At 56.3% G+C, this 25,789-nt stretch carries 23 protein-coding genes and 1 pseudogene; 16 read left to right on the top strand and 8 right to left on the bottom strand.

Going from position 1 to position 25,789, the window contains the following annotated elements:
• The first annotated feature begins 18 nt into the window (after positions 1–18).
• The 9 genes from ACYZT7_RS15530 (at position 19) to ACYZT7_RS15490 (ending at position 13,537) form a co-directional block, all read left to right on the top strand.
• Positions 19–1,122: an ABC transporter ATP-binding protein gene (locus tag ACYZT7_RS15530; protein WP_462041724.1), complete on the top strand. Its 1,104-nt coding sequence runs from the start codon at positions 19–21 to the stop codon at positions 1,120–1,122.
• Between the two features lie 15 nt (positions 1,123–1,137).
• Positions 1,138–2,613: a mannitol dehydrogenase family protein gene (locus ACYZT7_RS15525; protein WP_462041723.1), complete on the top strand. Its 1,476-nt coding sequence runs from the start codon at positions 1,138–1,140 to the stop codon at positions 2,611–2,613.
• A gap of 29 nt (positions 2,614–2,642) precedes the next feature.
• Positions 2,643–4,139, top strand: a complete 1,497-nt coding sequence (gene xylB / locus ACYZT7_RS15520; protein WP_462041722.1) for a xylulokinase — start codon at positions 2,643–2,645, stop codon at positions 4,137–4,139.
• A 13-nt stretch (positions 4,140–4,152) separates the two neighbouring features.
• The gene (locus ACYZT7_RS15515; protein WP_462041721.1) at positions 4,153–5,091 is read left to right on the top strand and encodes a carbohydrate kinase family protein; all 939 of its coding nucleotides are present in this window, start codon (positions 4,153–4,155) and stop codon (positions 5,089–5,091) included.
• Between the two features lie 177 nt (positions 5,092–5,268).
• Positions 5,269–7,323, top strand: coding sequence for a type VI secretion system Vgr family protein (locus ACYZT7_RS15510; protein ID WP_462041720.1), 2,055 nt, complete (start codon positions 5,269–5,271; stop codon positions 7,321–7,323).
• Positions 7,314–8,177 carry a DUF4123 domain-containing protein gene (locus tag ACYZT7_RS15505; RefSeq protein WP_462041719.1) on the top strand — a complete coding sequence of 288 codons (864 nt, stop codon included), beginning with the start codon at positions 7,314–7,316 and terminating at the stop codon, positions 8,175–8,177. Before ACYZT7_RS15510 ends, ACYZT7_RS15505 begins: the two co-directional genes overlap by 10 nt.
• 36 nt (positions 8,178–8,213) lie before the next feature.
• Positions 8,214–11,510, top strand: a complete 3,297-nt coding sequence (locus ACYZT7_RS15500; RefSeq protein WP_462041718.1) for a hypothetical protein — start codon at positions 8,214–8,216, stop codon at positions 11,508–11,510.
• A gap of 15 nt (positions 11,511–11,525) precedes the next feature.
• The gene (locus ACYZT7_RS15495) at positions 11,526–12,500 is read left to right on the top strand and encodes a tetratricopeptide repeat protein (protein ID WP_462041717.1); all 975 of its coding nucleotides are present in this window, start codon (positions 11,526–11,528) and stop codon (positions 12,498–12,500) included.
• A gap of 2 nt (positions 12,501–12,502) precedes the next feature.
• Entirely contained in the window at positions 12,503–13,537 is a 1,035-nt protein-coding gene (locus ACYZT7_RS15490; RefSeq protein WP_462041716.1) for a tetratricopeptide repeat protein, read from the top strand.
• A gap of 218 nt (positions 13,538–13,755) precedes the next feature.
• Here the strand turns inward: ACYZT7_RS15490 and ACYZT7_RS15485 are convergent, their stop codons facing one another.
• A complete protein-coding gene (locus tag ACYZT7_RS15485; protein ID WP_462041715.1) occupies positions 13,756–14,733 on the bottom strand; it encodes an IS5 family transposase in 978 nt (325 codons plus the stop codon).
• A 103-nt stretch (positions 14,734–14,836) separates the two neighbouring features.
• On the bottom strand, positions 14,837–15,133 hold the full coding sequence (locus ACYZT7_RS15480) for a hypothetical protein (RefSeq protein WP_462041714.1): 297 nt from the start codon (positions 15,131–15,133) through the stop codon (positions 14,837–14,839).
• A gap of 508 nt (positions 15,134–15,641) precedes the next feature.
• Between ACYZT7_RS15480 and ACYZT7_RS15475 the strand changes: the two genes are divergently transcribed.
• Positions 15,642–15,908 carry a DUF2790 domain-containing protein gene (locus ACYZT7_RS15475; protein ID WP_462041713.1) on the top strand — a complete coding sequence of 89 codons (267 nt, stop codon included), beginning with the start codon at positions 15,642–15,644 and terminating at the stop codon, positions 15,906–15,908.
• A gap of 94 nt (positions 15,909–16,002) precedes the next feature.
• On the top strand, positions 16,003–16,398 hold the full coding sequence (locus ACYZT7_RS15470; RefSeq protein ID WP_462041712.1) for a hypothetical protein: 396 nt from the start codon (positions 16,003–16,005) through the stop codon (positions 16,396–16,398).
• Here the strand turns inward: ACYZT7_RS15470 and ACYZT7_RS15465 are convergent.
• Positions 16,395–16,664, bottom strand: a complete 270-nt coding sequence (locus ACYZT7_RS15465) for a DUF1652 domain-containing protein (RefSeq protein ID WP_462041711.1) — start codon at positions 16,662–16,664, stop codon at positions 16,395–16,397. The two genes, ACYZT7_RS15470 and ACYZT7_RS15465, sit on opposite strands and share 4 nt — an antisense overlap.
• Before the next feature lie 296 nt (positions 16,665–16,960).
• On the opposite strand from ACYZT7_RS15465, the gene eco reads away from it, so the two are divergent.
• Both eco and ACYZT7_RS15455 read left to right on the top strand, forming a co-directional pair.
• Positions 16,961–17,443, top strand: a complete 483-nt coding sequence (eco, locus tag ACYZT7_RS15460; protein WP_462041710.1) for a serine protease inhibitor ecotin — start codon at positions 16,961–16,963, stop codon at positions 17,441–17,443.
• 19 nt (positions 17,444–17,462) lie between these two features.
• A complete protein-coding gene (locus tag ACYZT7_RS15455; protein ID WP_074876451.1) occupies positions 17,463–17,768 on the top strand; it encodes an NIPSNAP family protein in 306 nt (101 codons plus the stop codon).
• 24 nt (positions 17,769–17,792) lie between these two features.
• Here ACYZT7_RS15455 and ilvA read toward each other — a convergent pair.
• Positions 17,793–18,788 (bottom strand): annotated as a pseudogene (ilvA, locus tag ACYZT7_RS15450) (threonine ammonia-lyase, biosynthetic); the annotation flags it as partial.
• A 248-nt stretch (positions 18,789–19,036) separates the two neighbouring features.
• Here ilvA and ACYZT7_RS15445 point away from each other — a divergent pair.
• Positions 19,037–19,369, top strand: coding sequence for a DUF2834 domain-containing protein (locus tag ACYZT7_RS15445; protein ID WP_462041709.1), 333 nt, complete (start codon positions 19,037–19,039; stop codon positions 19,367–19,369).
• On the opposite strand, the gene ACYZT7_RS15440 is transcribed toward ACYZT7_RS15445, so the two are convergent.
• Positions 19,350–20,273: a magnesium transporter CorA family protein gene (locus tag ACYZT7_RS15440; RefSeq protein WP_462041708.1), complete on the bottom strand. Its 924-nt coding sequence runs from the start codon at positions 20,271–20,273 to the stop codon at positions 19,350–19,352. The genes ACYZT7_RS15445 and ACYZT7_RS15440 overlap by 20 nt on opposite strands.
• Positions 20,274–20,280: 7 nt before the next feature.
• A complete protein-coding gene (locus tag ACYZT7_RS15435) occupies positions 20,281–21,855 on the bottom strand; it encodes a RimK family protein (RefSeq protein WP_462041707.1) in 1,575 nt (524 codons plus the stop codon).
• Between the two features lie 92 nt (positions 21,856–21,947).
• On the opposite strand from ACYZT7_RS15435, the gene rimI reads away from it, so the two are divergent.
• Positions 21,948–23,045 carry a ribosomal protein S18-alanine N-acetyltransferase gene (rimI, locus tag ACYZT7_RS15430; protein WP_462041706.1) on the top strand — a complete coding sequence of 366 codons (1,098 nt, stop codon included), beginning with the start codon at positions 21,948–21,950 and terminating at the stop codon, positions 23,043–23,045.
• A gap of 22 nt (positions 23,046–23,067) precedes the next feature.
• Here rimI and ACYZT7_RS15425 read toward each other — a convergent pair whose 3' ends face one another.
• Entirely contained in the window at positions 23,068–24,219 is a 1,152-nt protein-coding gene (locus ACYZT7_RS15425) for a PQQ-dependent sugar dehydrogenase (protein WP_462041705.1), read from the bottom strand.
• Positions 24,220–24,270: 51 nt separating this feature from the next.
• On the bottom strand, positions 24,271–24,627 hold the full coding sequence (locus ACYZT7_RS15420; protein ID WP_462041704.1) for a hypothetical protein: 357 nt from the start codon (positions 24,625–24,627) through the stop codon (positions 24,271–24,273).
• Positions 24,628–24,830: 203 nt separating this feature from the next.
• Here ACYZT7_RS15420 and ku point away from each other — a divergent pair, with 203 nt between their 5' ends.
• Positions 24,831–25,679, top strand: a complete 849-nt coding sequence (gene ku / locus ACYZT7_RS15415; RefSeq protein ID WP_462041703.1) for a non-homologous end joining protein Ku — start codon at positions 24,831–24,833, stop codon at positions 25,677–25,679.
• Positions 25,680–25,789 lie beyond the last annotated feature (110 nt).

The following is a 25,789-nucleotide window of genomic DNA, read 5'->3' as shown; positions in this document are numbered from 1 at the left end:
CACAAAAGGAGCGCCACCATGGCCAACCTGACAATCAAGAATCTGCAAAAAGGCTTCGAAGGCTTTTCCATCATCAAGGGCATCGACCTGGAAGTGAACGACCGCGAGTTCGTGGTGTTCGTCGGCCCGTCGGGCTGCGGCAAATCCACCTTGCTGCGACTGATCGCCGGCCTGGAAGAAGTCAGCGGCGGCACCATCGAACTGGATGGTCGCGACATCACCGAAGTCAGCCCGGCCAAGCGCGACCTGGCGATGGTGTTCCAGACCTACGCCCTGTACCCGCACATGAGCGTGCGCAAAAACATGTCGTTTGCCCTCGACCTCGCCGGCGTTCCGAAAGCCGAAGTCGAGAAGAAAGTCGGCGAAGCGGCGCGCATCCTTGAACTCGGGCCGATGCTGGAGCGCAAGCCGAAGCAGCTCTCGGGCGGTCAACGTCAGCGCGTGGCGATCGGCCGAGCGATTGTGCGCAATCCGAAGATTTTCCTGTTCGATGAACCGCTGTCCAACCTCGACGCCGCCCTGCGGGTACAGATGCGGCTGGAACTGTTGCGCCTGCACAAAGAACTGCAAGCCACGATGATCTACGTGACCCACGACCAGGTCGAAGCCATGACCATGGCCGACAAGGTTGTCGTACTCAATGGCGGCAAAGTCGAACAAGTCGGCTCGCCCCTGGATTTGTATCACCAGCCGGCCAACCTGTTTGTCGCCGGATTCCTTGGCACGCCGAAAATGGGTTTCCTCAAGGGCAAAGTCACCCGCGTCGAAAGCCAGAGCTGCGAAGTGCTGCTGGACGCCGGCACCCGCATCACGTTGCCGCTGAGTGGCGCCAACCTGAGCGTCGGCGGCGCAGTCACCCTGGGCATTCGCCCGGAGCATCTGAATCTCGCGCAAACCGGCGACTGCACCTTACAGGTCACCGCCGACGTCAGCGAACGCCTGGGCAGCGACACCTTCTGCCACGTCGTGACCTCTTCCGGCGAAGCACTGACCATGCGTGTTCGCGGCGACCTGGCCAGCCGTTATGGCGAGTCGCTGAGCCTGTATCTGGACGCCGAGCACTGCCATTTATTCGATGCCGACGGTGTGGCGCTGACCCGCCCACTACGCGCTGCGGCCTGATTTCGAGACCTTGTGATGAAACTCAATAAACAGAACCTCAATCGCCTCGCCTCCGAGGTGCTCCTGCCCGCCTACGCCCTGAGCGACACCCGCCAAGGCATCGCGCACATCGGCGTCGGCGGTTTCCACCGGGCGCATCAGGCGTATTACACCGATGCGTTGATGAATATCGGCGAAGGTCTGGACTGGGCCATTTGCGGCGTCGGCCTGCGCGCCGAAGACCGTCGCGCCCGAGACGATCTCAAAGAGCAGGACTACCTGTTCACCCTGTTCGAGCTGGGCGATACCGACGACACCGAAGTCCGGGTCATCGGCGCGATTCGCGACATGCTGCTGGCCGAAGACGGCTCGGCAGCGCTGATCGACAAACTCGCCAGCCCCGAGATCCGTATCGTTTCGCTGACCATCACCGAGGGCGGCTACTGCATCGACGATAGCAACGGCGAGTTCATGGCCCAGCTACCACAGATCCAGCACGACCTGGCACACCCGAACGCACCGAAAACCGTGTTCGGTTTCCTCTGCGCCGCGCTGGCCAAACGCCGTGCAAACGGCACGCCTGCGTTCACCTTGATGTCCTGCGATAACCTGCCGCACAACGGCGCAGTCACCCGTAAAGCGTTGCTTGCGTTTGCTGCCCTGCGCGATGCCGATCTGCGGGACTGGATCGCCAGCAATGTCAGTTTTCCGAACGCGATGGTCGACCGAATCACGCCGATGACCAGCACCGAACATCGCCTGCAACTGGCCGACAAACATGCGCTCGACGATGCCTGGCCGGTGGTCTGCGAACCCTTCGTGCAATGGGTGCTCGAAGACAAATTCGTCAATGGCCGACCGGCCTGGGAAAAGGTCGGCGTGCAGTTCACCGACGACGTCACGCCTTACGAAGAGATGAAGATCAAACTGCTTAACGGCAGTCACTTGGCACTCACTTATCTGGGGTTTTTGAAGGGTTACCGCTTCGTTCACGAAACCATGAATGATCCGCTGTTCGTGCAGTACATGCGTGCCTACATGGACCTGGACGTCACGCCACAACTGTCAGCCGTGCCGGGGATTGACCTGACCGAGTACAAGAACACCCTGGTGGCACGCTTCTCCAATCAGGCAATTGCCGATCAGCTGGAGCGCGTGTGTTCGGACGCTTCGTCGAAGTTTCCGAAGTTCACCGTGCCGACGATCAATCGATTGATTGCTGATGGGCGGGAGACCAAACGTGCGGCGTTGGTGGTAGCGGCGTGGGCCCTGTATTTGAAGGGCGTGGACGAGAATGGCGATAACTACAGCATTCCTGATCCGCGCGCGGCGTTTTGTCAGGCGCTGGTGGCGGATGATGCGTTGATCACTCAGCGGTTGCTGGAGGTTGAGGAGATTTTTGGTACGGCGATTGCGCATTCGCCAGAGTTTGTGGCGGCGTTTGAGTGGTGCTGCAACAGCTTGCGGGATGTTGGGGTGACGCGGACGTTGGAGCGGGTGCTCGCCAACTGATCGTTCCCACGCTCTGCGAGGTCATTTACATGACAAACCAACAACTATTCCTCGGCATCGACTGCGGCACCCAAGGCACCAAAGCCATCGTCCTCGATGCCATCAGCGGTCAGGTGTTGGGCCAGGGTGCCGCCGCCCACGCCTTGATCACCGGCGCCAACGGCCGCCGCGAGCAAGACACCTGCCAATGGCTGGAAGCCTTTGCGCTTGCCACCCGCCGCGCATTGCTCGCGGCGAAGGTCGACGGTCAGGACATTCTCGGCATCGGCGTTTCCGGCCAGCAACATGGGTTGGTGCTGCTCGACGACCAAGGTCAGGTGCTGCGTCCGGCCAAACTTTGGTGTGACACCGAATCCACCCCGGAAAACGACCGTCTGCTTGTCCATCTGGGTGGCGAAAAAGGCTCCCTGGAACGCCTCGGCATCGTCATCGCGCCGGGCTACACCGTTTCCAAACTGCTCTGGACCAAAGAACAACACCCGCAGATTTTCTCTCGTATCGCCCGAATCCTGCTGCCCCATGACTACCTCAACTATTGGCTCACCGGCCGCAGTTGCAGTGAGTATGGCGACGCCTCGGGCACCGGGTATTTCAACGTGCGCACCCGCCAGTGGGACTTGCAACTGCTGCGCGACATTGATTCCACCGGGCGTCTGCAAGCCGCGCTGCCGGAGCTGATCGATGCCCATCAAGCGGTCGGTAGGATCCTGCCCAGCATCGCTGAACACCTGGGCATCAACCCGCAGGCGCTGGTCTCCAGCGGCGGTGGCGACAACATGATGGGCGCCATCGGCACCGGCAACATCAAACCCGGCGCAATCACCATGAGCCTCGGTTCCTCGGGGACGGTGTACGCCTATGCTGATCAACCGACCGTGAGTCCGGACGCTTGCGTCGCAACGTTCTGCTCCTCCAGTGGTGGCTGGCTGCCGCTGATCTGCACCATGAACCTGACCAATGCCACCGGTGTGATTCGTGAGTTGTTCGAGCTGGATATCGAACGGTTCAACGATCTCGTCGCGCAAGCACCGATCGGTGCCGAAGGCGTGTGCATGCTGCCGTTCCTCAACGGCGAGCGTGTCCCCGCCCTGCCCCATGCCACCGGCAGCCTGCTGGGTTTGACGATGACCAACCTGACTCAGGCCAACCTGTGCCGCGCGGTGGTGGAAGGCACGACCTTCGGGTTGCGTTATGGGCTGGACCTGCTGCGCCAGAATGGCTTACAAAGCCTGCGCATCTGCCTGATTGGCGGCGGCTCGAAAAGTCAGGTGTGGCGGCAGATCGTCGCTGACATCATGAACACGAAGGTGATCTGCACCGAACAAAGCGAAGCCGCAGCCCTCGGCGCGGCGATACAGGCGGCGTGGTGCACGTCCTGGGAAAACGGGCATGAACACAGCCTGGAGGATCTTTGCGAGCGTTGCGTGAAGCTCGATCCGGCCAGCGAAACCTTGCCGATCGCCGACAATGTGGCGGCCTGTCAGCAGGCCTACGAACGCTATCAACAGCATGTCGTAACCCTTTAAAGAGTGAATAACTATGTACCTTGTGTGTGGCGAAGCGCTGTTCGATTTCTTCAGTGAAGACGACGCCAGCGGCCTGGCTTCAAAAGTGAATTTCAAGGCGATTGCCGGCGGTTCGCCGTTCAACGTGGCGGTGGGTTTGCGCCGTTTGGGGGTGGAGGCTGCGCTGTTTGCCGGCCTGTCCACCGACTACCTCGGCCGGCGCTTGCAGCAGGTGTTGCAGGATGAAGGCGTGCGCCCGGATTACCTGGTGGATTTCGCTGCGCCTACGACCCTGGCGATGGTTGCCGTCGGTGCCAACGGTTCACCTCATTACAGCTTCCGGGGCGAAGGCTGCGCGGATCGGCAGCTGAAAACCGAGCACCTGCCGGAACTGGGACCTGAAGTGCGCGGCCTGCACATCGGCTCGTTTTCGCTGGTTGTTCAGCCGATTGCTGACACGCTGCTGGCGCTGGTGCGGCAAGAAAGTGGCAAACGCTTAATCAGCCTTGATCCGAACGTACGGCTCAACCCTGAGCCGAATATCGACCTCTGGCGTTCGCGGGTTGCCATCTTGGTTGAGCTGGCCGACCTGATCAAAGTCAGCGATGAAGATTTGAGCCTGTTGTACCCCGAGCAGGATCCGCAACGGGTGATTGAAGGCTGGCTGCAGCATCGCTGTCAGTTGGTGTTTCTGACCCGTGGTGGCGAGGGGGCGACGGTGTTCAGCAAGGGCCATGGTTCGTGGTCGGTGCCGGCGTGTTCGGTGAAGATTGCCGATACCGTGGGGGCTGGCGATACGTTTCAGGCAGCGCTGATTACTTGGCTGACCGAGCAGCAGTTGGACTCGGTTGAGGGCGTGCAATCACTCGGCCGCGGGCAGATCGACGGGATGCTGAAGTTTGCGGTGCAGGCGGCGGCGCTGACCTGCAGCAAGACCGGGCCGGATTTGCCGTATCGCCAGCAACTCACCTGACAGATCGTTCCCTCGCGCAGCAAAGCAAATGCAGCCCGGGACGCTCCGCGTCCCCTCCAGAGCCGGCTGTTACGGGCTACAGACCACTGTAGTCTGTAAATGACGGCGTTGCCTTGAACGGGGCGCTTTAATCCTGCACCATCCGCCCCAGCTTATTCAAAGGACGGAATTAAAGGCATGCTGGACGCGAACGCAACCCATATTTCCCTGACGCTGGAAGGCGTTTCCGTTGACCTTCAGGTACTCAGCTTCGTCGGTCGCGAAACCCTCAATCAGCCGTTCTGTTTCGACATCGAACTGGTCAGCGCCCGCCCCGACCTGAAACTCGAAGAGTTACTGCACAAGCCCGGCAGCCTGACCTTCGGCGCCACCGGAAAAGGCATCATCCACGGTATGGTGTACCGCATCGAGCAAGGCGACTCGGGCAAAAGCCTGACCCGCTACAGCATCAGCCTGGTGCCGCAACTCGCCTACCTGCGCCATAACCATGACCAGCAGATTTTCCAGCATTTAAGTGTGCCGAAGATCATCGCTCAGGTCCTCGAAGCGCGCGGCATCCTGGCCGACGCCCACAGCTTCCAGCTCGGCGCGATTTACCCAGAACGCAATTACTGCGTGCAGTACGACGAATCCGACCTGCATTTCATCCAGCGCCTGTGCGAAGAGGAAGGCATTCACTTCCACTTCCAGCACTCTGCCAGCGGCCACAAACTGGTGTTCGGCGATGACCAGACGGTGTTCCGCAAACTTGCGCCCGTGGCCTATCAGCAAGACTCCGGCATGGCTGCCGAGAAGCCGGTGATCAAGCGCTTCAACCTGCGCCTGGAAACCCGCACCACCCGCGTCAGCCGCCGCGACTACGACTTCGAGAAACCGCGCATCCTTCCCGAAGGCTCCGCCAAAAGCGAATTCGCCCCGGACCTGGAAGACTACGACTACCCCGGCCGCTTCCTCACTCGCGAACGCGGCAAGCAACTGGCAACCCGTGCCCTGGAACGCCATCGCAGCGACTACAAACTTGCCGAAGGCAAAGGCGACGAACCCACGCTCGTCACCGGCCACTTCATGGCCCTGAGCGAACACCCGCGCGCCGAGTGGAACGACCTCTGGCTGCTGCTGGAAGTGGTGCACGAAGGCAAACAGCCGCAAGTGCTCGGCGCAAACGTCACCAGCGACGTCACCCAAAACAAAGACGATTTCCACCAGGGCTACCGCAACCGCTTCCTCGCCACCCCGTGGGACGCGCACTTCCGTCCTGCCCTCGAACACCCGAAACCCAAAGTCCTGGGCAGCCAGACCGCCACTGTCACCGGCCCACCGGGCGAAGAAATCCACTGCGACGAATACGGTCGCGTCAAAGTCCAGTTCCACTGGGACCGCGAAGGCCAGGCCGACGACAACACCAGTTGCTGGCTGCGCGTCGCCACCGGCTGGGCCGGCAACGCCTACGGCGGTATCACTTTCCCGCGCATCGGCATGGAAGTGCTCGTCACCTTCCTCGAAGGCGACCCCGACCAACCACTGATCACCGGCTGCCTGTACCACAAGGAAAACGTCGTCCCCTACGACCTGCCGGCAAACAAAACCCGCAGCACCTTCAAGACACTCAGCTCACCGGGCGGCAACGGTTACAACGAGTTTCGGATTGAAGACAAGAAAGGTGCGGAACAGATCTATCTGCATGCCCAGCGCGATTGGGATGAAAACATCGAGCACGACCAGAAGATTCGCATCGGCAACGAACGCCACGACACCGTTGAGGCCAATGTTTTCAGCGAGTTCAAGGTTGAAGAACATCGGACTACCCATCTGGATCGCAAGACTGAGACCAGGGCGGATGATCACCTGACGGTTGCCGTGACTCAGCACGTGAAGGTTGGGACGGCGCAATTTGTCGAGGCTGGACAGGAAATTCACTACAACGCTGGGGAAAAGGTTGTGGTTGAGGGCGGCATGGAGCTGACGGCCAAGGCTGGCGGGAGCTTTGTGAAAATTGATGCCGGGGGCGTGACCATCAGTGGTGCGCAGGTCAAGGTTAACTCGGGGGGTGGGCCGGGGTCGGGGACGCCTGCTGCGCCGCTGTTGCCGGGGCCGATGAAGGTGGCGGATGCGGATAAGGCCGGCAAAGTCCCGATACCACTGCCAAAACGCTTGAACGAGTCCGGTATCACGCCGTTGTGCGGCAAACAAAGCAACGGCGCCTGCAGCCGTAAGGATTGCACATGCCTGTAAAAGCGTTGAACGCCCTCCTCGCCGAACCCCGCCATTCGTTCGAGCAACTGCCGAGAGAACCATCGAGCCAGACGCTGTGCTTCATCATCGACCGCACCCGCCAGCCTGAGGCCATGAGCCGCCTCTACCGTGTCGGCGAACCGATGAACTCCCAAGGCTTGTTCATCGGTACCGATTTCGCCGAAATCGCCGCTGATGGCCCCTTGTGGCTCAACGCGCCATGGGGCAGCCGCCTGGCCGCCGAAGCCGCGAAGCTTTGCGAGGAAAACTTTTCCGGCATCGCCCTGACCACTGACGACCCGGTCAAGGCTTTGGCCCATGCGCACTGGCTGTTACGCGCCAATGACGGCTCCGGTGGCCAAAGCCTGCTGAGCTATCACAAACCCAGCCTGTGGGCCGCACTGGCCTACACCGCTGGCGAAACCTCGCATCAGCTCTTCGGCCCGTGGCAATACGTCTACACCCCTGCCCCGGCTTATTTCGGTGCCGGCAACGGTAATTGGCTGAGCTGGGCCCCAACCTCGGAACTCGAATGGCTGGGTGACGTCTCAGCGTTCAATATCCCGGACGATGCACCAAAGGTTCAAGAGCGACTCGGTTGGGTTTACTGGGTCGACGAGCAGTACGCTGCATTTGGCGAACCGACTGTCGAAGAGCTGCCAAACATCGCGGCAAACCTCGATGTGCTGGTCAATCACAACATCTACGAAGGCCGGCATTTGCTCAAGCTGGCCCACATCGCCAATGGCCCGCTGCTCGAAACACAGCCCCAGGCCATGGCCATCCTGCAATCCAGGGAAGAGTCGTTCATCAAGGTTGAACAGCTGAAGCAACTCGCCACCAGCGCCGCCTGATGAACCCGTCCGCGTAACGAATGAATGGAAGCATTTATGGAATCCAATACCAGTGCTGTACCCAAGGTCGACGTCTCTACTCCCGCTACACAGCCATCGGCAGGTGCCGCCCCCGTCGAAAAACCGCCCGTTCAGGAACTTGATCCGCAGCCTGAAGCGCCACAAAGCTGCTCGAACGCCTTTGACAAGGTAAAAACGCCCTGCTCGACGACTTATGGCGAAGTGATTTACGCCACGAAAGAAAAGATGTTCTACCTGTTGCCTGAAAAAGCGGCGAGTTCCATCAAAGAAGCGATGAATGAGCTGGAACAGCACGTCAGTGCCAGCAAATCGCCTGAGGAACGGCTGAAGGGGATGAATGCAACGGGATTGCTGGAGTACTTTCTGGAACCCAAGCTGACAAATTTTCTGAAAGGCGAACAACAAAGCAGGATGCTGGAGATTGAGGCGCAAGAGCCAGATATCGCTCAGCCGACAATGGCGATGCGCTTGAAGGCCGTCAGCAGAGAAGCCGCAAATGCAGCCAAGCTCGACAAAATGCCTGACCAATCCGATTACTCCCGCAATCGTGAATTGGCCAGCCAGCAACAGGACAGCTTGCTTGAAGCCAACAATCAGGGACAAAAGCTACAAAAGCTTTATCACGAGTGGACGCAGCTGAAAAATATCGCTGTCGCTCAAGCTAAAGAAGAAGGCTACTTCTATGAAAGTGGCAACCTGTTCTCGCCCGGCGCTATAGAGGCACGCAAACGCGTACAGACCTATCTGAAGGCTCGCCAAGCCCTTACGGTGAGCGGAAAGCTGACCACGTTGAAGGAAGAAGACTTCAAGAAAAACAAGAAGGCTTATGCCGACGCTACCAACTGCGTAATCGATGGCAAAGCTCGCATGTGCAGTTACTTGGAAGGCGTCGCCAGTGACCGCAAAAAGGTCGAAAACGACTTCACCGCCTATATCGATTCGATTTTGAAGGTTGCAGATTACGGCTTGGCATTGCCAGAGTTCGCTTTCATTCCAGACACCGGAGACATTAGTGCTGGGGTCGAGAAGTTCAAGTCGTATCTTGAGATGGAGCAACAGCAAACAAAACTCAGCGAGCAGATTCGATCGAAGTACAAAGCATGGATCGACGCAAGCGGTCAAAACGTCGCCGCTCCCGCAGGCATCGTAGAGCCAGAGGAAGCTGAATGGCAGCGCATTCAACAAGCTCGTTTCCAGCTCCGGGAAGATGCTGAAGCTGTCGTCGCCGCTGCATTGCCACTACGACATCTGCTTTGGGAACCTGAACAATTCCAGCCAAAGCCTGAAGAGCGCCTGGTCAAGGCGGGTTTTCCTCTGCGAGAGGTTGCCCTCTTCAACAGTCCGAACACGGCCTTGAAACACTTGAGTCTTCTGAACCTGGAAGGCATCGAAAAATCGTTGAAGAAAGACTGGAGTGAAGTCGGCGCCAGTGCAAAGAAAGGACTTAGTAAAACTCCTGGCGACAGCAGTGCTAAAGCGGGGACGGACACCGAAGACAATCCCTTCCATGAGTGGCTACGCCTACAGGGCGCAGTAGCTATCAAGGACCAGCAAAGTAACTGGTTTGATGAAAAAGGTTGGTTTGATGTTGAAATCTTTCACACCTACCTGAAATCCAAAAACTATAAAGTCGACACAGTGGATGACGAAGGCGCACGCAAAGCTTGGGGTCTGCGCCTGCGCCAGCTTCTCTTCAAAGAAGAGGTCCGCAGCTCTCTTCGACTGTTCGACAATAGCCCACAGGCGCAATTGGTTCGGTGCCTGACACCCCCTCAATCGTCAATCCATGTCTCCGCTAAGGTCACCGGCCCGAGTTTCAGCGTGGCCGATAACTTCAAGGCGTCTGCCAAAGCAGAAGTAAGCTTAGGAATTGACCTCGCTCGTGGCGAAGTCGAGTTGATGAAACTGGATCTGCCAGGCAGAGATCAGGCCAAAGACATCCTGATTCCGTACCTGGATTACGAGAAAAATCGCAAAAACTTGAATCTCGGCAGGTTCTCCCTTCACTTAGGAGCCAGAGCTTGGGGCTATACCGGCGCATCCCTACTCCTTTCATCCAGCGTGCAGCTAGGGCGAGCCAATGTACAAGGCGGCCTAAACCTTCCAGAAATTCAGGACGCCAAACGGCCAGAAACCTCTAAAGCAACAGCCGCAACGGTACGCAGTGGGCAAGAACTTACTGGGGACGCAGCGAAAGTCAGGATCGAAGACGCCGGTAAAGCGGAGTTCAACCTATTCGCGGGTGTACAGGCAGGGATCTTGTTGACCGGTGCGTTGAACTGGGCACCTCCCAAAGAAATCGCGGCCCTGCGCACCCCACCAGCACCGGGAATGGCAAACAGTGCAATCAACGCGAAAACCAGTCAATGGTTCAGCTTGGCGCGACTGACAGCAGGCTTCACCGCTGCATACGGCTTGGGGGTAAATGCCGATGTCGCCATTTCTCTGAACGAAGGCCGCTTTATCATGCGGTTCAAGGCATCGCTCATCGTCGGACCGGGGGCTGGTGGGGAATTCCAGTTCGAAGTGGGCTACGACGGTGTCACTGATCTGATCAACTTGCTACGCCGCGAAATGCATAAAAACCAGGATAAATCCCTGATCTTTGTGACCGATGAGGCAGCCGATTATATCGATAAACTAAACTTCCTCGGCGCTGCCGGCATGGAAGTCGCCATGGTTTACATGGTGGGCATTGATATGGTGATGTCGTTGTATGAGGCGTTGACTGGTGGTGGTCGTGGTGCATCCATTGCTCATTCGATCATGACCTATCGCCAACAAGCAGAACTTGAACAATGGTTCCTGACTGCAACACCAGGTGCTCTTGGCCCTATGTTGATGACTCTTGTTTCGGCAGCGGAATCTTTCAAAATTAGAGAGTATGTAACTGTAGGTACAGAATCCAAGCCTGGTGAAAAAGCCTATACAAAAGATCAATGCCATTTACTCCAACAACAAGCAGTTGAGCGCATACTTGGCTGGATTGTGAAGCAAGCCACGGCGCAAGGAACGATTCCTCTAGCGCAAGCGCAGTTTGAAGAGGCATGTATGAGCATGAATCGATTTGGTACAAAAGCTTCGAGCAATGCGGAGCAAAGTTACTGCGAGAATAGATTGAGAATGGACAATTTTATGTCCGAAGCAGTTCAAAGGCTTTTTGGTGACCAGAACGATGAAATGCGCGCAAGATACAAAACGCACGTAAATACGCTCGGCGCTCGCCTAGACGGGTTTTGTCATCGAGTTCAATACTACGGAAGGACCTTTGTACCGGGTGGAAAAGCAACCTACATTGGCCAAACCCAGTAACTTCAAGGTAAAAAAATGTTACGCAAGCCCCTTTTCACTATAGCTCTATTTTTACTGGCATTTACCAACAATGCATTTGCACAACTATCACCCGAGCAACAGATTGCTAAAACTCGAGGAGTCACCCTATACAACCAGTACAAAACGGCCGCACCAGAGTTACGTATTGCAGCTGAAGTTGGAGATGCAGAAGCACAGTTTTATTTAGCCGAAGAACTGCGCAAAGAAAAACAGCTTATGACCGCCGAAGCTCAAAAGTGGTACGAAGCTTCTGCGGCTCAAGGCGACTACTACTCAATGTTTCAGCTCGCCACAGCCGGAGGGGACCTATGTGCGGTGGCAAATAAGTGTCCTTCTGGAATTAAAAGTGCTGGCGATTGGTTGGATTTATTAATAAAAACGGCAGAGCCTCGGGCTATGAAAGGGGATGCCGAAGCAATGGCCATTATGTATAACGCAACCTCTGATTTAACATGGCTAGAAAAATCGGCAGAAGCAGGCTACGCCCCCGCACAATGGTTGCTAGCCAATCGTTATTCGGAGGGACAAGGTAGTTTTTTACTACCTTGGAATCGTAAATCCGCCGAAGAGAAGTGGTTGAAAGCATCTTCCGAAGGTGGATACCCGAAGGCCATGATCGAATACATTTCTATCTTGTATGAGCGTGGTGACTTAGAAGGCGTTCGTCATTGGCTTGAGATCGCTGCCAAAACTGGTTACCAAGACGCTGTGAGTAGTTATGGCGCCTATCTTTCTCATACTCCCGATAAAGTCGGCTACCCTATCGACCTCATAAAAGGCTATGCGTTGGTATCGTTACTGAAAGAGCTAGACGGAGGTGGACACGTGCAAGTTTATGTCGAAGGAAAACTTCCTCTTATTTCGGCAAAGATGACGCCCGAACAAATCACCGAGGCCAATAATTTTGCTAAAGACTGGAAAGCCACACACCCACCACTTTCTTTTTATCCAGAAAAATTAGGCCTGTAACTTTGAGTTTTAGAATCTACCCACAGACGCATCAAGGCACACAACCGCATCTGTGGACACACCCTATAAAAACCAGAATCGCACTAGCCATTTTTATTCTGTTTATGATGAGTTGCCACGCCCGAGCAGATCTTACCTCTCAGCAGCAACAGAGCAAAATTCAAGGAGTGGTACTCTACAATCAATACAAGGTCGCAATACCAGAGTTAACGATCGCGGCAGAAGCGGGAGACAGAGAAGCACAATTTTATTTAGCGGAAGAGTTACGTCAGCAGAAGCAGTACATTACCGCAGAGGCCCAAAAATGGTACGAGGCAGCGGCGGAGCAAGGTGACTACTACGCATTGTTTAAACTTGCTACATCAAAAAGTGACTTGTGCAGCACGATGAACAATTGTCCTAAAGGCTCAAAGAAACCAGGTGATTGGCTTGAGCATCTATGGAAAATCGCCGAGCCTAAAGCGAATAGCGGCGACGGCGAAGCCATGTACATCATGTATCTCGCTACAACCAAATTAGACTGGCTTGAAAAATCAGCCGAAGCTGGTTACGCACAGGGTCAATGGCTACTGGCGAATCGATACAAGGAAGGAGAGAAGTTTTTTTTACCCTGGAAACGCCAAGAAGCGGTTGGTCGATGGTTGAAGGCTTCTGCAGAAGGTGGTTTTCCAAAAGCTATGCTTGAATTCTCAGCATACCTTTATGAGAACGGAGGTGATCTCAGCATTGCACGCCATTGGATTGAAGAAGCAGCAAAATCGGGGTATGAAACAGGTGTAAGTAGCTATGGTGCTTATTTGGCACACGCGCCATCACTTTACGATTTCCCGCTCGACTTGGTTAAAGGGTACGCATTGACATCCCTACTCACTGAGCTCGATGGAGGAGGAAACATCAAACCCTATGTGGATGAGGTTTTGCCTGAAATAGCGGCAAAAATGTCCCTTGGACAAATCGACGAAGCTAAGATACTTGCTAAAAAGTGGAAAGACTCTCATCCCCCTCTTTCATTTTATCCTGACAAACTTGGATACTGATTTATCTATCAATTTACGGCCAATGATAAAAGTCTCTTGGTAACTCAACTCTCCCAGACAAGCCAGCTCCTTAGGGAAGGTCTGAAGTACCCACCGATTTTTCATACCCTCGCTACTTGAGGCTCAAAAATCATAAGTCGGTCGAAAATCAGACCTTTCTTGCCCTTAATTCATGGTTCTTTCCTCGGATCGCGCTGTTTCAGGGCGATCAGCCTGCATTACAGACGCACCTCGCCCATACCCATCAACCGTTTTCGCACCATCCACAAGTTCGACAAAGCGAACAACGTTGTCTGCTGCGCGATGTTTTTCGACAAACCACGAAAGCGCACTTTCGTATAACCAAACTGGCGCTTGATCACGCGAAACGGATGCTCAACCTTGGCCCGCACCTGCGCTTTCGCGTATTCGATCTTGCGTCGCATGCGCCCGATCAGACTCTTTTTTGCGTGCTTTTTATAGCTGCTTGGCCGGGCGGCAATCGACCAGATCATCTTGCGATCCTGATGCTCGGGACGTTTGTCCACGCCGGTGAAACCGGCGTCGCCACACACGTAAGTTTCCTCACCGTGCAGCAACTGATCGACCTGCGTCACGTCCGCCACATTGGCCGCAGTGCCCACCAGGCTATGCACCAAGCCGGATTCGGCATCGACGCCGATGTGCGCTTTCATACCAAAAAAATACTGATTCCCTTTCTTGGTTTGGTGCATTTCGGGATCGCGTTTACTGTCCTTGTTCTTGGTCGAACTCGGCGCGTGAATGATCGTCGCATCGACCACCGTGCCGTGACGCAACAGCAGGCCCCGGTCGCCCAGATAGCCATTGATGACCTGCAAAATCCCGCCTGCCAACTCATGTTTTTCCAATAAACGGCGGAAGTTGAGGATCGTGGTTTCATCGGGAATCCGATCCAAATTCAAGCCCGCGAACTGGCGCAGAATCGTCGTTTCATATAGTGATTCTTCCATCGCCGGATCGCTGTAGCCGAACCAGTTCTGCATCAAATGAACGCGCAACATGGCCATCAACGGATACGCCGGACGGCCCCCTTCGCCCTTTGGATAATGCGGCTCGATCAAAGTAACCAAGCCCTTCCAGGGCACGACCTGATCCATCTCGATCAGGAAGCGCTCGCGGCGGGTCTGCTTACGTTTGCCGGCGTACTCGGCATCGGCGAAGGACATCTGTTTCATCGGGACTCAACCATCGTGTTCGTGTCAGGCGGGTATTTCACCAGATTTGGAAGTCTTCTTCAGAGTTTCCTTAGGAGCTTGGCTTGTTCGTTGAGGTATGCCGTCAGACCGGCGCCTTCCACCCCATCATCTGCTGCTGCGCAACCAGCAGCAAATCGCACCCATCCTGCGTCAGCAGATAAAGCGCGTGAGTAATGTGCGGAATATCTTGAACATCACCGTGCTTGAAGCATTGGCAATGAAGCGTTTCAAGTAACTGGCTGGAGGCTCGAATACGCTGTAAAGCGGCTTCGAGAATGTCTTGGGGATCGGCCTCTGTATCGATGACCATTGGGTTTGAGTCGGTAACGCTGCTTTTGATTGAGCGATAGCGATCGGGAAACGGATTTAGTGTTGGCATAGTAATTACTCGAGTATTAATTAGTAATCGCCAGCACCGTGACCAAACGATGGAGGCGGCTGTGTACAGGCTTGGTCAACCGCTAACACTCAAAACGGCTCGCTCGAAAGCGTCCTGCACACAGCCACCATTGCAACGCACTACGAGACGTAGAAGTCCGCAGCGCGAATGATGGCACATATATGTGCAGTGTTAATCAGGTGACCAAACCTGCTCGCTGATTTTGCAGCGATGCTAAACAGTAAACGCTGGCAGCTTGCCGGCGAAAGACGACAAAGCGTCCGAGCGTGTAGGAACGGGCCGAAGCACCCTCAGTTTTTTTACCTGCATGAAATCTCTGTCAGAAACATCATCGCGACAGACGGCATTCAGTGGGGTTAACCATCGCTTAACCCCGCGGTCCAAAACTTTACTGGACCGCACGCCTTCAGACTCTTCTGACGCCCAGTGCGGCAGGTTCGGCGCCTCACACGCCGAGCTGACTTTAAGCCTGCACTGGAGACTATTCATGAACATGCGCACTTTGCTGATAACCACCGCCCTCGCCTGCACCGCGTTCGCCGGACAGGCTCAGGCCAATGACACTTCAACTTCCCAGGCCGTGCCCTATCACTACGGCATGCCGCTTCACGTGGGTAAGGTCGTTGCCCTGACTGAACCGAATACGCTGGATTGCAAAGTGATAACGGCCGAGATGAAGTACATCGACACCTCTGGCAAACCTGCAGAAATCACCTACCGGAAGTTTTCCGACGCTTGCAGTTATCAAAACTGACTGAAAGGTCTGATTCAACACGTTGCGGTATTCCTGTGAGGGGTGGTTCTGGCGCTATGCTCAGCGCCTCCCCCCACTGCCGCAAGGATTAGCCATGCAGTTATCGTTTCGTACCTTGTCGACCTTCACTGCCCTTCTGTGTTTTTTGCTGACCCTGGTCTGGGGTTTGATGCCAGACGGGTTGCTGTCAATCTGGAGCATCGAATACTCGTTGGCGGTGGGCGTTGTCGCGCGGCGCAGCGCCATGCTGTTCGCGGTGTTGGGCATGATGTTTTATCTGGTTCGAAACGAGCCGCCTTCGATTACCCGCCATGCGTTGAGCAATGGCTTCATGGTCGGCTGTTGGGGGTTGGCAGCACTAGGCTTCGGCGAATGGCTCAATGGCCATGCCGGTCCGGGCATATTGCTTGCGGTGGTGGTCGAACTGGCGCTGGGTCTGGCTTTTCTCCAGACCAAGCGCGTGTCGGTGGGACTCGAAACCGTGGGTTAAAGCGCTTTCCTGTCGGGATGCAGAGTCTGGGCACCCGCCTGATGCTCCATGTCAGAACGCAGTCCAGCAATCAGGTCGTTGATTTCTCGACAACCATTTAGCTGTTGAGCATTTATTCCGGTCTTAATTAGATCGAGGTGATCGGTTTCACGATCGGAATACACCTTAACGGTCATAGACAGGTCCGGCGACAGCGTGCACTGACAACGTTTCGGCAGAAAACTGCTTTCAATGATATTGCGAAGTTCCAAGGCAGAAAGAAACATAACGACCCTCTCCTTAATGTGAGCAATTAACTACCGATACTGACTCAATGAAATCCCCGGTCAGCTCAAGACCAGCTACAGCATAAAACATGCCCAGGATTTCGCCCTGCAGCTCATCGGTAAATCAAAGATTTAGCGAAACCACCGCTAAATGACCTCATGCAATCTGCAAGCAAGGCCGGTTGTGCCCCTGCAATTTGCACACATCCTTGATGTTTGCATTCGCAGCTGACGGCAGTAAGAATGCGGCCAGACATTCAGTATCCGCCGACCCCACACACACGCAAGGAGGCATCATGGGTTCTTTGAGCTTAATCACTACCGTTGGGCTGATTGTTGCCGGGCTGTCGACCATCGCTCACGCCGCGAAACTTGAAGAGGTTGCGCCGTTTCCCAAGGCTGAGAGCGGTTTTACCCGCCAAGTCATTCACCTTGGCCCACAGACTCAGGAAGACAGCTTCCAGGTCGAGATCCTCGCCGGCAAAACCCTGGCCGTCGACTGCAATCGCCAACGGCTGGGCGGTATTCTCGAGGAGAAAAACCTCGAAGGCTGGGGTTATCCGTTCTACCGACTGGAAAAAGTTATCGGCCCAATGAGTACGCAAATGGCCTGCCCGGATGGCATGAGCAAAAAGGACTTCGTGCCGGTGGTCGGTGACGGGTTCATGCTCCGCTACAACAGCAAACTGCCAATCGTGCTTTACGTGCCCAAAGACGTCGAAGTCCGTTACCGGATCTGGTCGGCGTCGAGCAAGGTCGAGAAAGCCATCCAGGAATAACCGTTACAGGAGCGCCATGTTGATTACCTGCCACGTCAAATATGTGATCGACCCGTATCAACTCAGTGAGTTCGAAGCCTACGCCAAAGCCTGGCTGGGCATCGTCGAGCGTTTGGGCGGTACGCACCACGGATACTTCCTGCCTTCGGAGGGCGCGAGCAATATCGCCTACTGCCTGTTCAGTTTTCCTTCGCTGGCGGACTACGAAAGCTACCGGCATATCGCGATGACTGACGCCGAAAGCGCCGCGCTCGTGGCTTCGCTGGTCGAGAAGAAGTTTATCGTCAGTTACGAGCGGACCTTCCTGCGCCCGCTGCTGGCCTGACACCCCTTACACCGGGGCGCCGCTCAATGCGGCGCGTTCGGCGACATGCCGCAAACTATCAAAATTGATGTTGGCCCCCGAGTCGATGGCGACCAGGGTCTGGCCTCGGATACCGGTTTGCGCCACGTATTTCTTGATTCCGGCCACGGCCAATGCACCGGAAGGTTCGGTGATCGAGCGGGTATCGTCGTAGATGTTCTTGATGGCGGCACAGAGTTCGTCGTTGCTCACGGTAATCACTTCATCGACGCAGAACTGGCAGACTTCGTAGCCATAGGCACCGATCTGCGCCACTGCCACGCCATCGGCGAAGGTTCCTACACTGGGCAGGACCACTCGCTCACCGGCCTGCAATGCAGCGTACAGACAGGCGGAATGTTCTGACTCGACGCCGATGATGCGGACTTCAGGTCGCAGGTATTTGACGTACGCCGCAATGCCAGCGATCAGGCCACCACCTCCCACCGGGACGAAGATCGCGTCCAGCGGACCTTGATGCTGACGCAGGATTTCCATGGCGACGGTGCCCTGCCCGGCGATCACGTCCGGGTCGTCGAAGGGCGAGACAAAGGTGCGACCGGTTTGCCGCGCCAGGCTCAGTGCATGTTCCAGCGCACACGGAAAACTCTCGCCATACAGCACCGCGTCGGCGCCCCGACTGCGCACACCGAGCACCTTCAACTCCGGCGTCGTGCATGGCATCACAATCGTTGCGGCGATCCCCAATTCACGCGCCGCCAGCGCCACGCCCTGGGCATGATTGCCTGCCGAAGCCGTGATCACGCCGCGAGCCTTTTGCTCATCGCTCAGTTGCACCAGTTTGTTGTAGGCACCGCGGATCTTGAAGGAAAAGGTCGGCTGCAAGTCTTCGCGCTTGAGCAGTATCTGATTGCCGAGGGCCTCGGACAGCGCCGGTGCCATTTGCAGCGGCGTACGCACCGCCAGTTCATACACTGGCGCGGCAAGGATCTTTTTCACGTATTGCTCAAGCAAGGCCTGCTGGGCGGGGATGCTGCTCATGGTTGACTCCTGACTTTAATCGGAGCCCAAGAGACAGAAAGTAAAAACCCGCCTCTAGGGCGGGTTGGGTGCTGCAGTCGTGAGCTAGCCCGCCAAATAAGGAATGGCGGTAATAATGCTTGGCTGGCAGCGCAATACGGTGGAAGTCATGGCTGGAAATTAGCCGGGCGCTGATGGCAAGTCAATGGCCAATTTTCCTCGGCCGCTGTAGGCTGACGATTCTGCTCATCGTCCCAAGGAAGGAAACCATGAAGACTGTCACCCTGCCTCTCATTGCCCTTATTGCCTTCGCGGGTTACACCGTTTCGGTGATGCTCCAGGCCGAACAGTCGTTGATCGATTTCGGCATCAGCCTGATGTCGCGACCTGATACTGCGCAGGTGGTGATTGATTTGTACCTGCTGGCGACATTAGCCGGCGTGTGGATGTACAAGGATGCGCGCAAGCGTGGACAGTCGGCGTTGTCGGTGATGCCCTACTTGCTGATCACGGCGATTTTTGTGTCCGTTGGGCCGTTGTTGTACCTCGTCGTCCGTGGCTTGCAGGATCGGAGAAAGGCCGTCACTTTGCCAGTCGCCTGAGCCCGAGCACCATTACTCCTGCTCCAATCATCATCGCGGTCAGAAACAGCGGATATGAAACCCACCACGGCACGCCCGCCGTCATCATGCTGAACTCGGACATGCCGCCAACACTTGCAATCAGGTTCAGCGGCAGAAACACCACATTGATCAACGTCAGTTTGCGCAGCAAATTGTTCATGCTGTTGTTCATCAGGTTGCCCCGGGCGTCGATGAGGCCAGAGAACACCGTGGAGTAAATTTCCGCCTGTTTGTAGCACTGGTTGTTTTCGATGATCAGGTCGTCGATCAGCCCAATGGCTTCGGCGCTGAAATGTTCCTTTGCGGCGTGATTGCGCAACCGGGTCAGGACTGCGCCGTTGCTGTGAATCGCGTTGATGTAATAGATCAGGCTTTCGCTGAGGTTGAACATCTGGAAAAGTTGCTGGTTCTGCATCGACGCGTTGAACTTCTGCTGCAATTCCCGGGCAACCAGCTTGATCACCTTCAGGTGGCCCAAATAGTGATGGATGTTGTTAAACAGCAGGTCGAGCAACACATCCAGCGGCGTGTTCAGCGGCTGGCGCATGCCGAGGCCACTGAGCGGCGAGTCGTCGGTGGCGATCACCAGCAAACGATGCTCGGAAAACAGCAAACCGCAGGACGACACTTCGAAGGCCAGGCTGCCGGCGCCGGAATAATTTTCCGGGCGTTTCCAGATCAGGAACAGGTTGTCGGGGTGAAACTCGATGCGTGACACCTCGTCGGGGTCCAGGGCCGAGGCAAGGGCATGTTCATCGACTTTGAAATGGCTGTGCAGCAAGTCCCGCTCGGCCGCATCGGGGTTGTTGAACAGCATCACTTCAGCGTCCAGCCGTTCGACCGCTTTCAGGGCGCCGTGAATCAGTTGAAAGCTCTTGATCATCCGCCGCTCACCAAGCCTGGCCGCGGCGCTTGAGCTCCAGGCGACGAACGAACTCTTCCAGCACCAGTGAATACAGATCATCCTGCAAGTAAGCGTCTTCGATGCCGGCGTCCATGTTCGGGTTGTCGTTGACCTCGATCACCACCACTTTGTCGCCGGACTGCTTGAGGTCGACACCGTAGAGGCCATCGCCGATCAGGTTCGCAGTCTTCACCGCCAGTTCCACCACCGCCCGCGGGGCTTCGTGAACGGCCAGGGTGCGGCATTCGCCGTTGATGTCCTGGCCCTTGGCCTTGTGGTTGTAGATCTGCCAATGGCCCTTGGACATGAAGTACTGGCAGGCAAAGATCGGTTTTCGGTTGAGTACGCCGATGCGCCAGTCGTATTCGGTGTAGAAGAACTCCTGGGCCAGCAACAGCACGGAATGTTCAAACAGTTCGGCCGTGGCTTCGAGCAAGGCTTGCTGGCTTTCGACCTTGATCACCCCCCGAGAGAAACAGCCGTCGGGAATCTTCAATACCAACGGGAAACCGAGGCGCTCGCCCACCCGCTCAAAGTCTTCCGGTCGCTCTTTGTAGAGAATCTCGGTGGCGGGCATGCCCAGTTGATGGCTCTTGAGCAGATCGGTCAGATACACCTTGTTGGTGCAACGCAGAATTGACGCCGGGTCGTCCATCACCACCAGCCCTTCGCTCTCGGCTTTCTTGGCAAAGCGGTAGGTATGGTTGTCGACGCTTGTCGTCTCGCGGATCAGCAGCCCGTCGTATTCGGCGATACGCGCGTAGTCCTTGCGCTCAATCAGCTCGACGTCGATGCCCAGCGTCTTGCCAACCCTGACGAAGTTGTCCAGCGCCTTGGCATTCGACGGCGGCAACGCTTCCTGGGGATCGTGGAGGATTGCCAGGTCATAACGGGCCAAACGCCGGGAACGCGGCACGCGCCAGATCTTGCGGCTGAAACTGTCGAGTGAGTGGGCGAACTGGTCTTCCTGATCTTCGCGCAACTTATGTAAGGCACCGGACTTTATGCCTTCGATGTGCCAACCATTCGTTCGACGAAACTCAACTAACAATATCGGACACGGAAAGATTTCGAACAACTGTCGCGCCAGATCCTGTAACGGCTCGATATTAGTCTTGCCAAAGTACAGTGTCAGGGTAAAGCCTTCGGTATCACTGTAAAGATGATGACTGAGGGCTTTTTCCAGGGTTCTATCCAGATCATCCAGGGCCAGGCCGTACAAGGATTTTCGAGTCAGTTCGCTGATGGTCCGCACCGACGGAATCACCTTGTGTCCACGGGCTTCGGCCAACAGCGAACAGTAATAACCGTGCCCCAGGTACTTGTAGCTGCGGCACAGGTTGATCACCTGGACCCGCTTGCCCTGCTCGTTCGCACGGGTTTTTTCGAGGTACTCCTGGGCGCTGACGATGTCTTCACTGGGGAAGTAGGAGGCCCAGTCTTCCTTGCGTTCGACGATGATAATCAACTGGCTGGAAGTTCTAACTCCATCATTTAAATACGTTGCTGCCGGCAAAGTTTGCTCGGATACTTCGCGCCAATGACCTTGTACCGCTGACATAGTGATTGATCCGTTGGAGAACAAGACCTTTCCTATTAAGCACGAAGTTTTCCGAAAGTCCCGTTTCGTTACGCAACTTTTACGGTGGTCATATGAATCTGGTTTTTCGCCTGGCGGTCGTTGAAGACTTGCCCGCATTGCTGGAACTTGAACAACAATGTTTCACCACGGATCGGCTTAACAGTCGCAGTTTTCAATGGATGATCACCCGGGCCCACGGGCAACTTCTAGTGGCCCAGCGTGGCGAGCACGTGGTCGGTTACGCCGTGGTGCTGTTTCACCGGGGGACTTCGCTGGCTCGGCTTTATTCAATTGCAATCGCGACCGAGGCGCGCGGCAGCGGACTGGGCAAGCAGTTGCTTGACCGCATCGAAGCCTGTGCGCTTGAGTATGATTGCGCCTACTTGCGGTTAGAGGTACGCATCGACAATCCAGCGGCGATTGCCCTGTATGAGCGCAATGGTTACCGACGCTTTGCACTGATTCACGACTATTACCAGGACCATGCCGATGCGCTGCGGCTGGAAAAGCGCATCCTTCAGCACCGCGACTCACGCAATATCAAGGTGCCTTATTACCCGCAGACCACCGATTTCACCTGTGGCCCGGCCTGCCTGCTGATGGCCATGGGTGCACTGCAACAGGATCGAGTGCTGGAGCGCCGCGAAGAACTGCAGATCTGGCGCGAGGCGACTACCGTGTTCATGACCGCCGGCCACGGTGGCTGCAGCCCTCAAGGCCTTGCATTGGCGGCATCACGACGGGGGTTTCGGGTGGGCCTGCAACTGAGTATGGCCGGGCCATTGTTTCTCGATGGCGTGCGCGATGAGCATAAAAAAGACGTAATGCGTCTGGTGCACGAGGAGTTTACGCAGCAGTTGCAAGCCACTGACGTCGAACGGGTGATTGGAGGGCCACTGGATCTGCGCCGGTTGCTGGAAGCTGGCGGCCAGCCGTTGGTGCTGATCAGCTGTTATCGACTCACCCGCTCGAAGTCACCGCATTGGGTGATCGTCACCGATTGCGATGAAGAGTTCGTGTACCTCCACGACCCGGATGTCGACCACAGCCAGCATTGTCAGCCCATGGACTGCCAGCATTTGCCGGTCAGTCATGGGGAGTTCGACAAGATGTGCAGCTTCGGCCGGGGCAAGCTTCGGGCTGCGGTGATTCTGTATGCCCGAACGTGACGTCGGGCAAGCGTCGGACTGGTTACTTCAATCCGACTTTGTACAGCGCCCCGTCGTCTTCATCGGTCAACACATACACATACCCGTCCGGCCCCTGCCGCACATCGCGAATGCGCTTGTTGAGTTCGCCGAGCAAACGCTCTTCGTGCACCACTTTGTCGCCGTCAAACTGCAAGCGGATCAACTCCTGACTCACCAGCGCGCCGATAAACACGTTGTGCTGCCAGGCCTTGAAGCGATCAGCATCGTAGAACGCCATGCCGCTGAGGCCAGGGGATTTTTCCCAGACATGGTGTGGTGCGACGGTGCCTTCGGCGGACTTGCCGTTGGCTTCCGGAATCGGCCGGCCGGAATAGTTGATGCCATGGGTTGCCATCGGCCAGCCATAGTTCTTGCCTCGCTCGATGATGTTGATTTCGTCGCCACCCTGGGGACCGTGCTCGTTTTCCCAGAGGGTGCCGGTCCACGGATTGAGCGCCGCGCCTTGCGGATTGCGCTGGCCATAGGACCAGATTTCCGGACGTACGTCGGTCTGACCGACAAAGGGGTTGTCATTCGGCACTTTGCCGTCCGGATAGATCCGCACGATCTTGCCTTGCAGCTTGTCGAGGTCCTGAGCAGTCGGCCGGTCGTTGTTCTCGCCAAGGGTGATGAACAGATAGCCGTCGCGGTCGAACACCAGGCGCGAACCAAAGTGGTTGCCGACCGAAAGCTTGGGCTCCTGGCGAAAAATCACTTTGAAATCCTTGATAGCCGTCAGGTCGTCAGACAGACGTCCGCGTCCGACCGCCGTCCCGGCCTTGTCGCCCTCACCGCCACCTTCGGCATAAGACAGATAGACCGTGCGGTCTTGCTTGAAGTCAGGCGACAACACCACATCCAGCAATCCGCCCTGCCCCTTGGCCCAGACCTTTGGTACGCCACTGAGCGGAGCGGAAAGTTTACCGTCGGCGCTGACCACCCGCAGGTTGCCGGGTCGTTCGGTCACCAGCATCCCTTGCCGATCGGGCAGAAACGCCAAGGCCCAGGGATGTTCGAGCCCTTTGGTAATCTGCGTCACCTCAAGGGTGCCCTGTTCGCTTTTCAAATTCTGGGTCGGCGCCGCGAAAACGGGTGTCGTGGCGGTGATCAGTGCGCCGGCACACAGTGTGGCCAGAAGAGTCTTACGCAACATGCACGATTCCTTTTGTCGTTCGAATGGCTTGAAAAAACGCTGCCCTGCCGTTCAACGGTTGCTGGTGTCCGCATCTCGATGAGGTGGATTGGGGATGAATTTCGGTGGGGTGGCGGGAGGCGGCCGGTCTTGGGGATAGCGGTTGCCAACACCACCGTTGTCAAGCGTCGGTGGGCGCGGCACGGGCACTGTGTTCGGCCCACGGATGGCCGGCACGCTGGGTTGCGTGCCTTGCATGCTGTTGGGATTAGCCCGGCGAATCGGGCTGTTGTAAGGATTGCTGGTGTTGCCCGTCGGGCTCTGGGCCAACAGCAATGAAGAAGCTGACGCTGCGCTGTCGGCGTCGGCCAGATTGCTCAGCACGCCACTCAGCGCCAACGCGGTGCAGCCGAGCACAAATCTGTTCATGGGAAGCCTCTCGACATCGGCGTGGATAGGGTCTTCGATAGCACGCTACGCCCGAGGTTCGGATTTGTTAACTAAAACCTCCTTCACAAGATGTAACACGAGTTGACCCCACCGCCGATCCGCCCGCCTGACCGGGCCGAAACCCGCTGAAACTTTTGCACAGCGCCACCGGTCACCTGAACATCACTCGCGAGAAGACGACAATGGCACGGGCAATCTGGAAAGGCGCAATCAGTTTCGGTCTGGTGCATATTCCTGTCGCGCTGGTCTCGGCGACGTCTTCTCAAGGGGTGGATTTCGACTGGCTCGACAGCCGCAGCATGGACCCGGTGGGCTACAAGCGCGTCAACAAGGTCACCGGCAAGGAAGTCACCAAGGAACACATCGTTAAAGGTGTGCAGTACGAAAAGGGTCGGTATGTGGTCCTCAGCGAAGAGGAAATCAAGTCGGCGCACCCACTGTCCACTCAGACCATCGACATCTTTTCCTTTGTCGACAGCGAACAGATCCCACTGCAAAACATCGATACGCCCTACTACCTCGCACCGGATAAACGCGGCGGCAAGGTGTATGCGCTGTTGCGCGAAACGTTAAGCAAAACCAACAAGGTCGCCCTCGCCCACGTTGTCTTGCATACCCGTCAGCATCTGGCGGCGCTGATGCCACTGGAATCGGCGATGGTGCTGGTGATGCTGCGCTGGCCTGCCGAAGTGCGAAGTCTGGATACGCTCGAGTTGGGCAGTGAAGTCACCAAGCCCGAACTGGCCAAGGGTGAACTGGACATGGCCAAACGACTGGTTGAAGACATGAGCGCCGACTGGAAGCCCGAGGATTATCGCGACAGCTTTGAAGACAAGATCATGGCGCTGGTTGAGAAGAAGGCTAATGAAGGCAAGATCGAGGATGTGGAAACGGCGACGGGTGAAGAGGAGCGTAAAACCGCGGATGTTATTGATTTGACCGAACTGCTCAAACGCAGTCTCGGCGGCAAAAGTGCCGGTAAAGCCAAACCAGCCGCACACAAAAAAGCCACGAAGACTTCTCGTGGATGATTGATGATTTTGCGGTGAATGTTATGGCCCCATCGCGAGCAAGCTCGCTCCCACACTGGATCTGAGTTGTACACAAATCCAATGTGGGAGCGAGCTTGCTCCGGGCGGCG

This window comes from Pseudomonas sp. RT4P38 (assembly GCF_054897765.1).
Note: the sequence above shows the minus strand (reverse complement) of the source record. Positions and strands in the feature narration are given on the sequence as shown.

Bases quoted from the DNA above. Each gene is read 5' to 3' on its own strand.
- ACYZT7_RS15530 (WP_462041724.1), top strand. From the start codon at position 19: ATGGCCAACCTGACAATCAAGAATCTGCAAAAAGGCTTCGAAGGCTTT.
- ACYZT7_RS15525 (WP_462041723.1), top strand. From the start codon at position 1,138: ATGAAACTCAATAAACAGAACCTCAATCGCCTCGCCTCCGAGGTGCTC.
- xylB (WP_462041722.1), top strand. From the start codon at position 2,643: ATGACAAACCAACAACTATTCCTCGGCATCGACTGCGGCACCCAAGGC.
- ACYZT7_RS15515 (WP_462041721.1), top strand. From the start codon at position 4,153: ATGTACCTTGTGTGTGGCGAAGCGCTGTTCGATTTCTTCAGTGAAGAC.
- ACYZT7_RS15510 (WP_462041720.1), top strand. From the start codon at position 5,269: ATGCTGGACGCGAACGCAACCCATATTTCCCTGACGCTGGAAGGCGTT.
- ACYZT7_RS15505 (WP_462041719.1), top strand. From the start codon at position 7,314: ATGCCTGTAAAAGCGTTGAACGCCCTCCTCGCCGAACCCCGCCATTCG.
- ACYZT7_RS15500 (WP_462041718.1), top strand. From the start codon at position 8,214: ATGGAATCCAATACCAGTGCTGTACCCAAGGTCGACGTCTCTACTCCC.
- ACYZT7_RS15495 (WP_462041717.1), top strand. From the start codon at position 11,526: ATGTTACGCAAGCCCCTTTTCACTATAGCTCTATTTTTACTGGCATTT.
- ACYZT7_RS15485 (WP_462041715.1), bottom strand. From the start codon at position 14,733: ATGAAACAGATGTCCTTCGCCGATGCCGAGTACGCCGGCAAACGTAAG.
- ACYZT7_RS15480 (WP_462041714.1), bottom strand. From the start codon at position 15,133: ATGCCAACACTAAATCCGTTTCCCGATCGCTATCGCTCAATCAAAAGC.
- ACYZT7_RS15475 (WP_462041713.1), top strand. From the start codon at position 15,642: ATGAACATGCGCACTTTGCTGATAACCACCGCCCTCGCCTGCACCGCG.
- ACYZT7_RS15470 (WP_462041712.1), top strand. From the start codon at position 16,003: ATGCAGTTATCGTTTCGTACCTTGTCGACCTTCACTGCCCTTCTGTGT.
- ACYZT7_RS15465 (WP_462041711.1), bottom strand. From the start codon at position 16,664: ATGTTTCTTTCTGCCTTGGAACTTCGCAATATCATTGAAAGCAGTTTT.
- eco (WP_462041710.1), top strand. From the start codon at position 16,961: ATGGGTTCTTTGAGCTTAATCACTACCGTTGGGCTGATTGTTGCCGGG.
- ACYZT7_RS15445 (WP_462041709.1), top strand. From the start codon at position 19,037: ATGAAGACTGTCACCCTGCCTCTCATTGCCCTTATTGCCTTCGCGGGT.
- ACYZT7_RS15440 (WP_462041708.1), bottom strand. From the start codon at position 20,273: ATGATCAAGAGCTTTCAACTGATTCACGGCGCCCTGAAAGCGGTCGAA.
- ACYZT7_RS15435 (WP_462041707.1), bottom strand. From the start codon at position 21,855: ATGTCAGCGGTACAAGGTCATTGGCGCGAAGTATCCGAGCAAACTTTG.
- rimI (WP_462041706.1), top strand. From the start codon at position 21,948: ATGAATCTGGTTTTTCGCCTGGCGGTCGTTGAAGACTTGCCCGCATTG.
- ACYZT7_RS15425 (WP_462041705.1), bottom strand. From the start codon at position 24,219: ATGTTGCGTAAGACTCTTCTGGCCACACTGTGTGCCGGCGCACTGATC.
- ACYZT7_RS15420 (WP_462041704.1), bottom strand. From the start codon at position 24,627: ATGAACAGATTTGTGCTCGGCTGCACCGCGTTGGCGCTGAGTGGCGTG.
- ku (WP_462041703.1), top strand. From the start codon at position 24,831: ATGGCACGGGCAATCTGGAAAGGCGCAATCAGTTTCGGTCTGGTGCAT.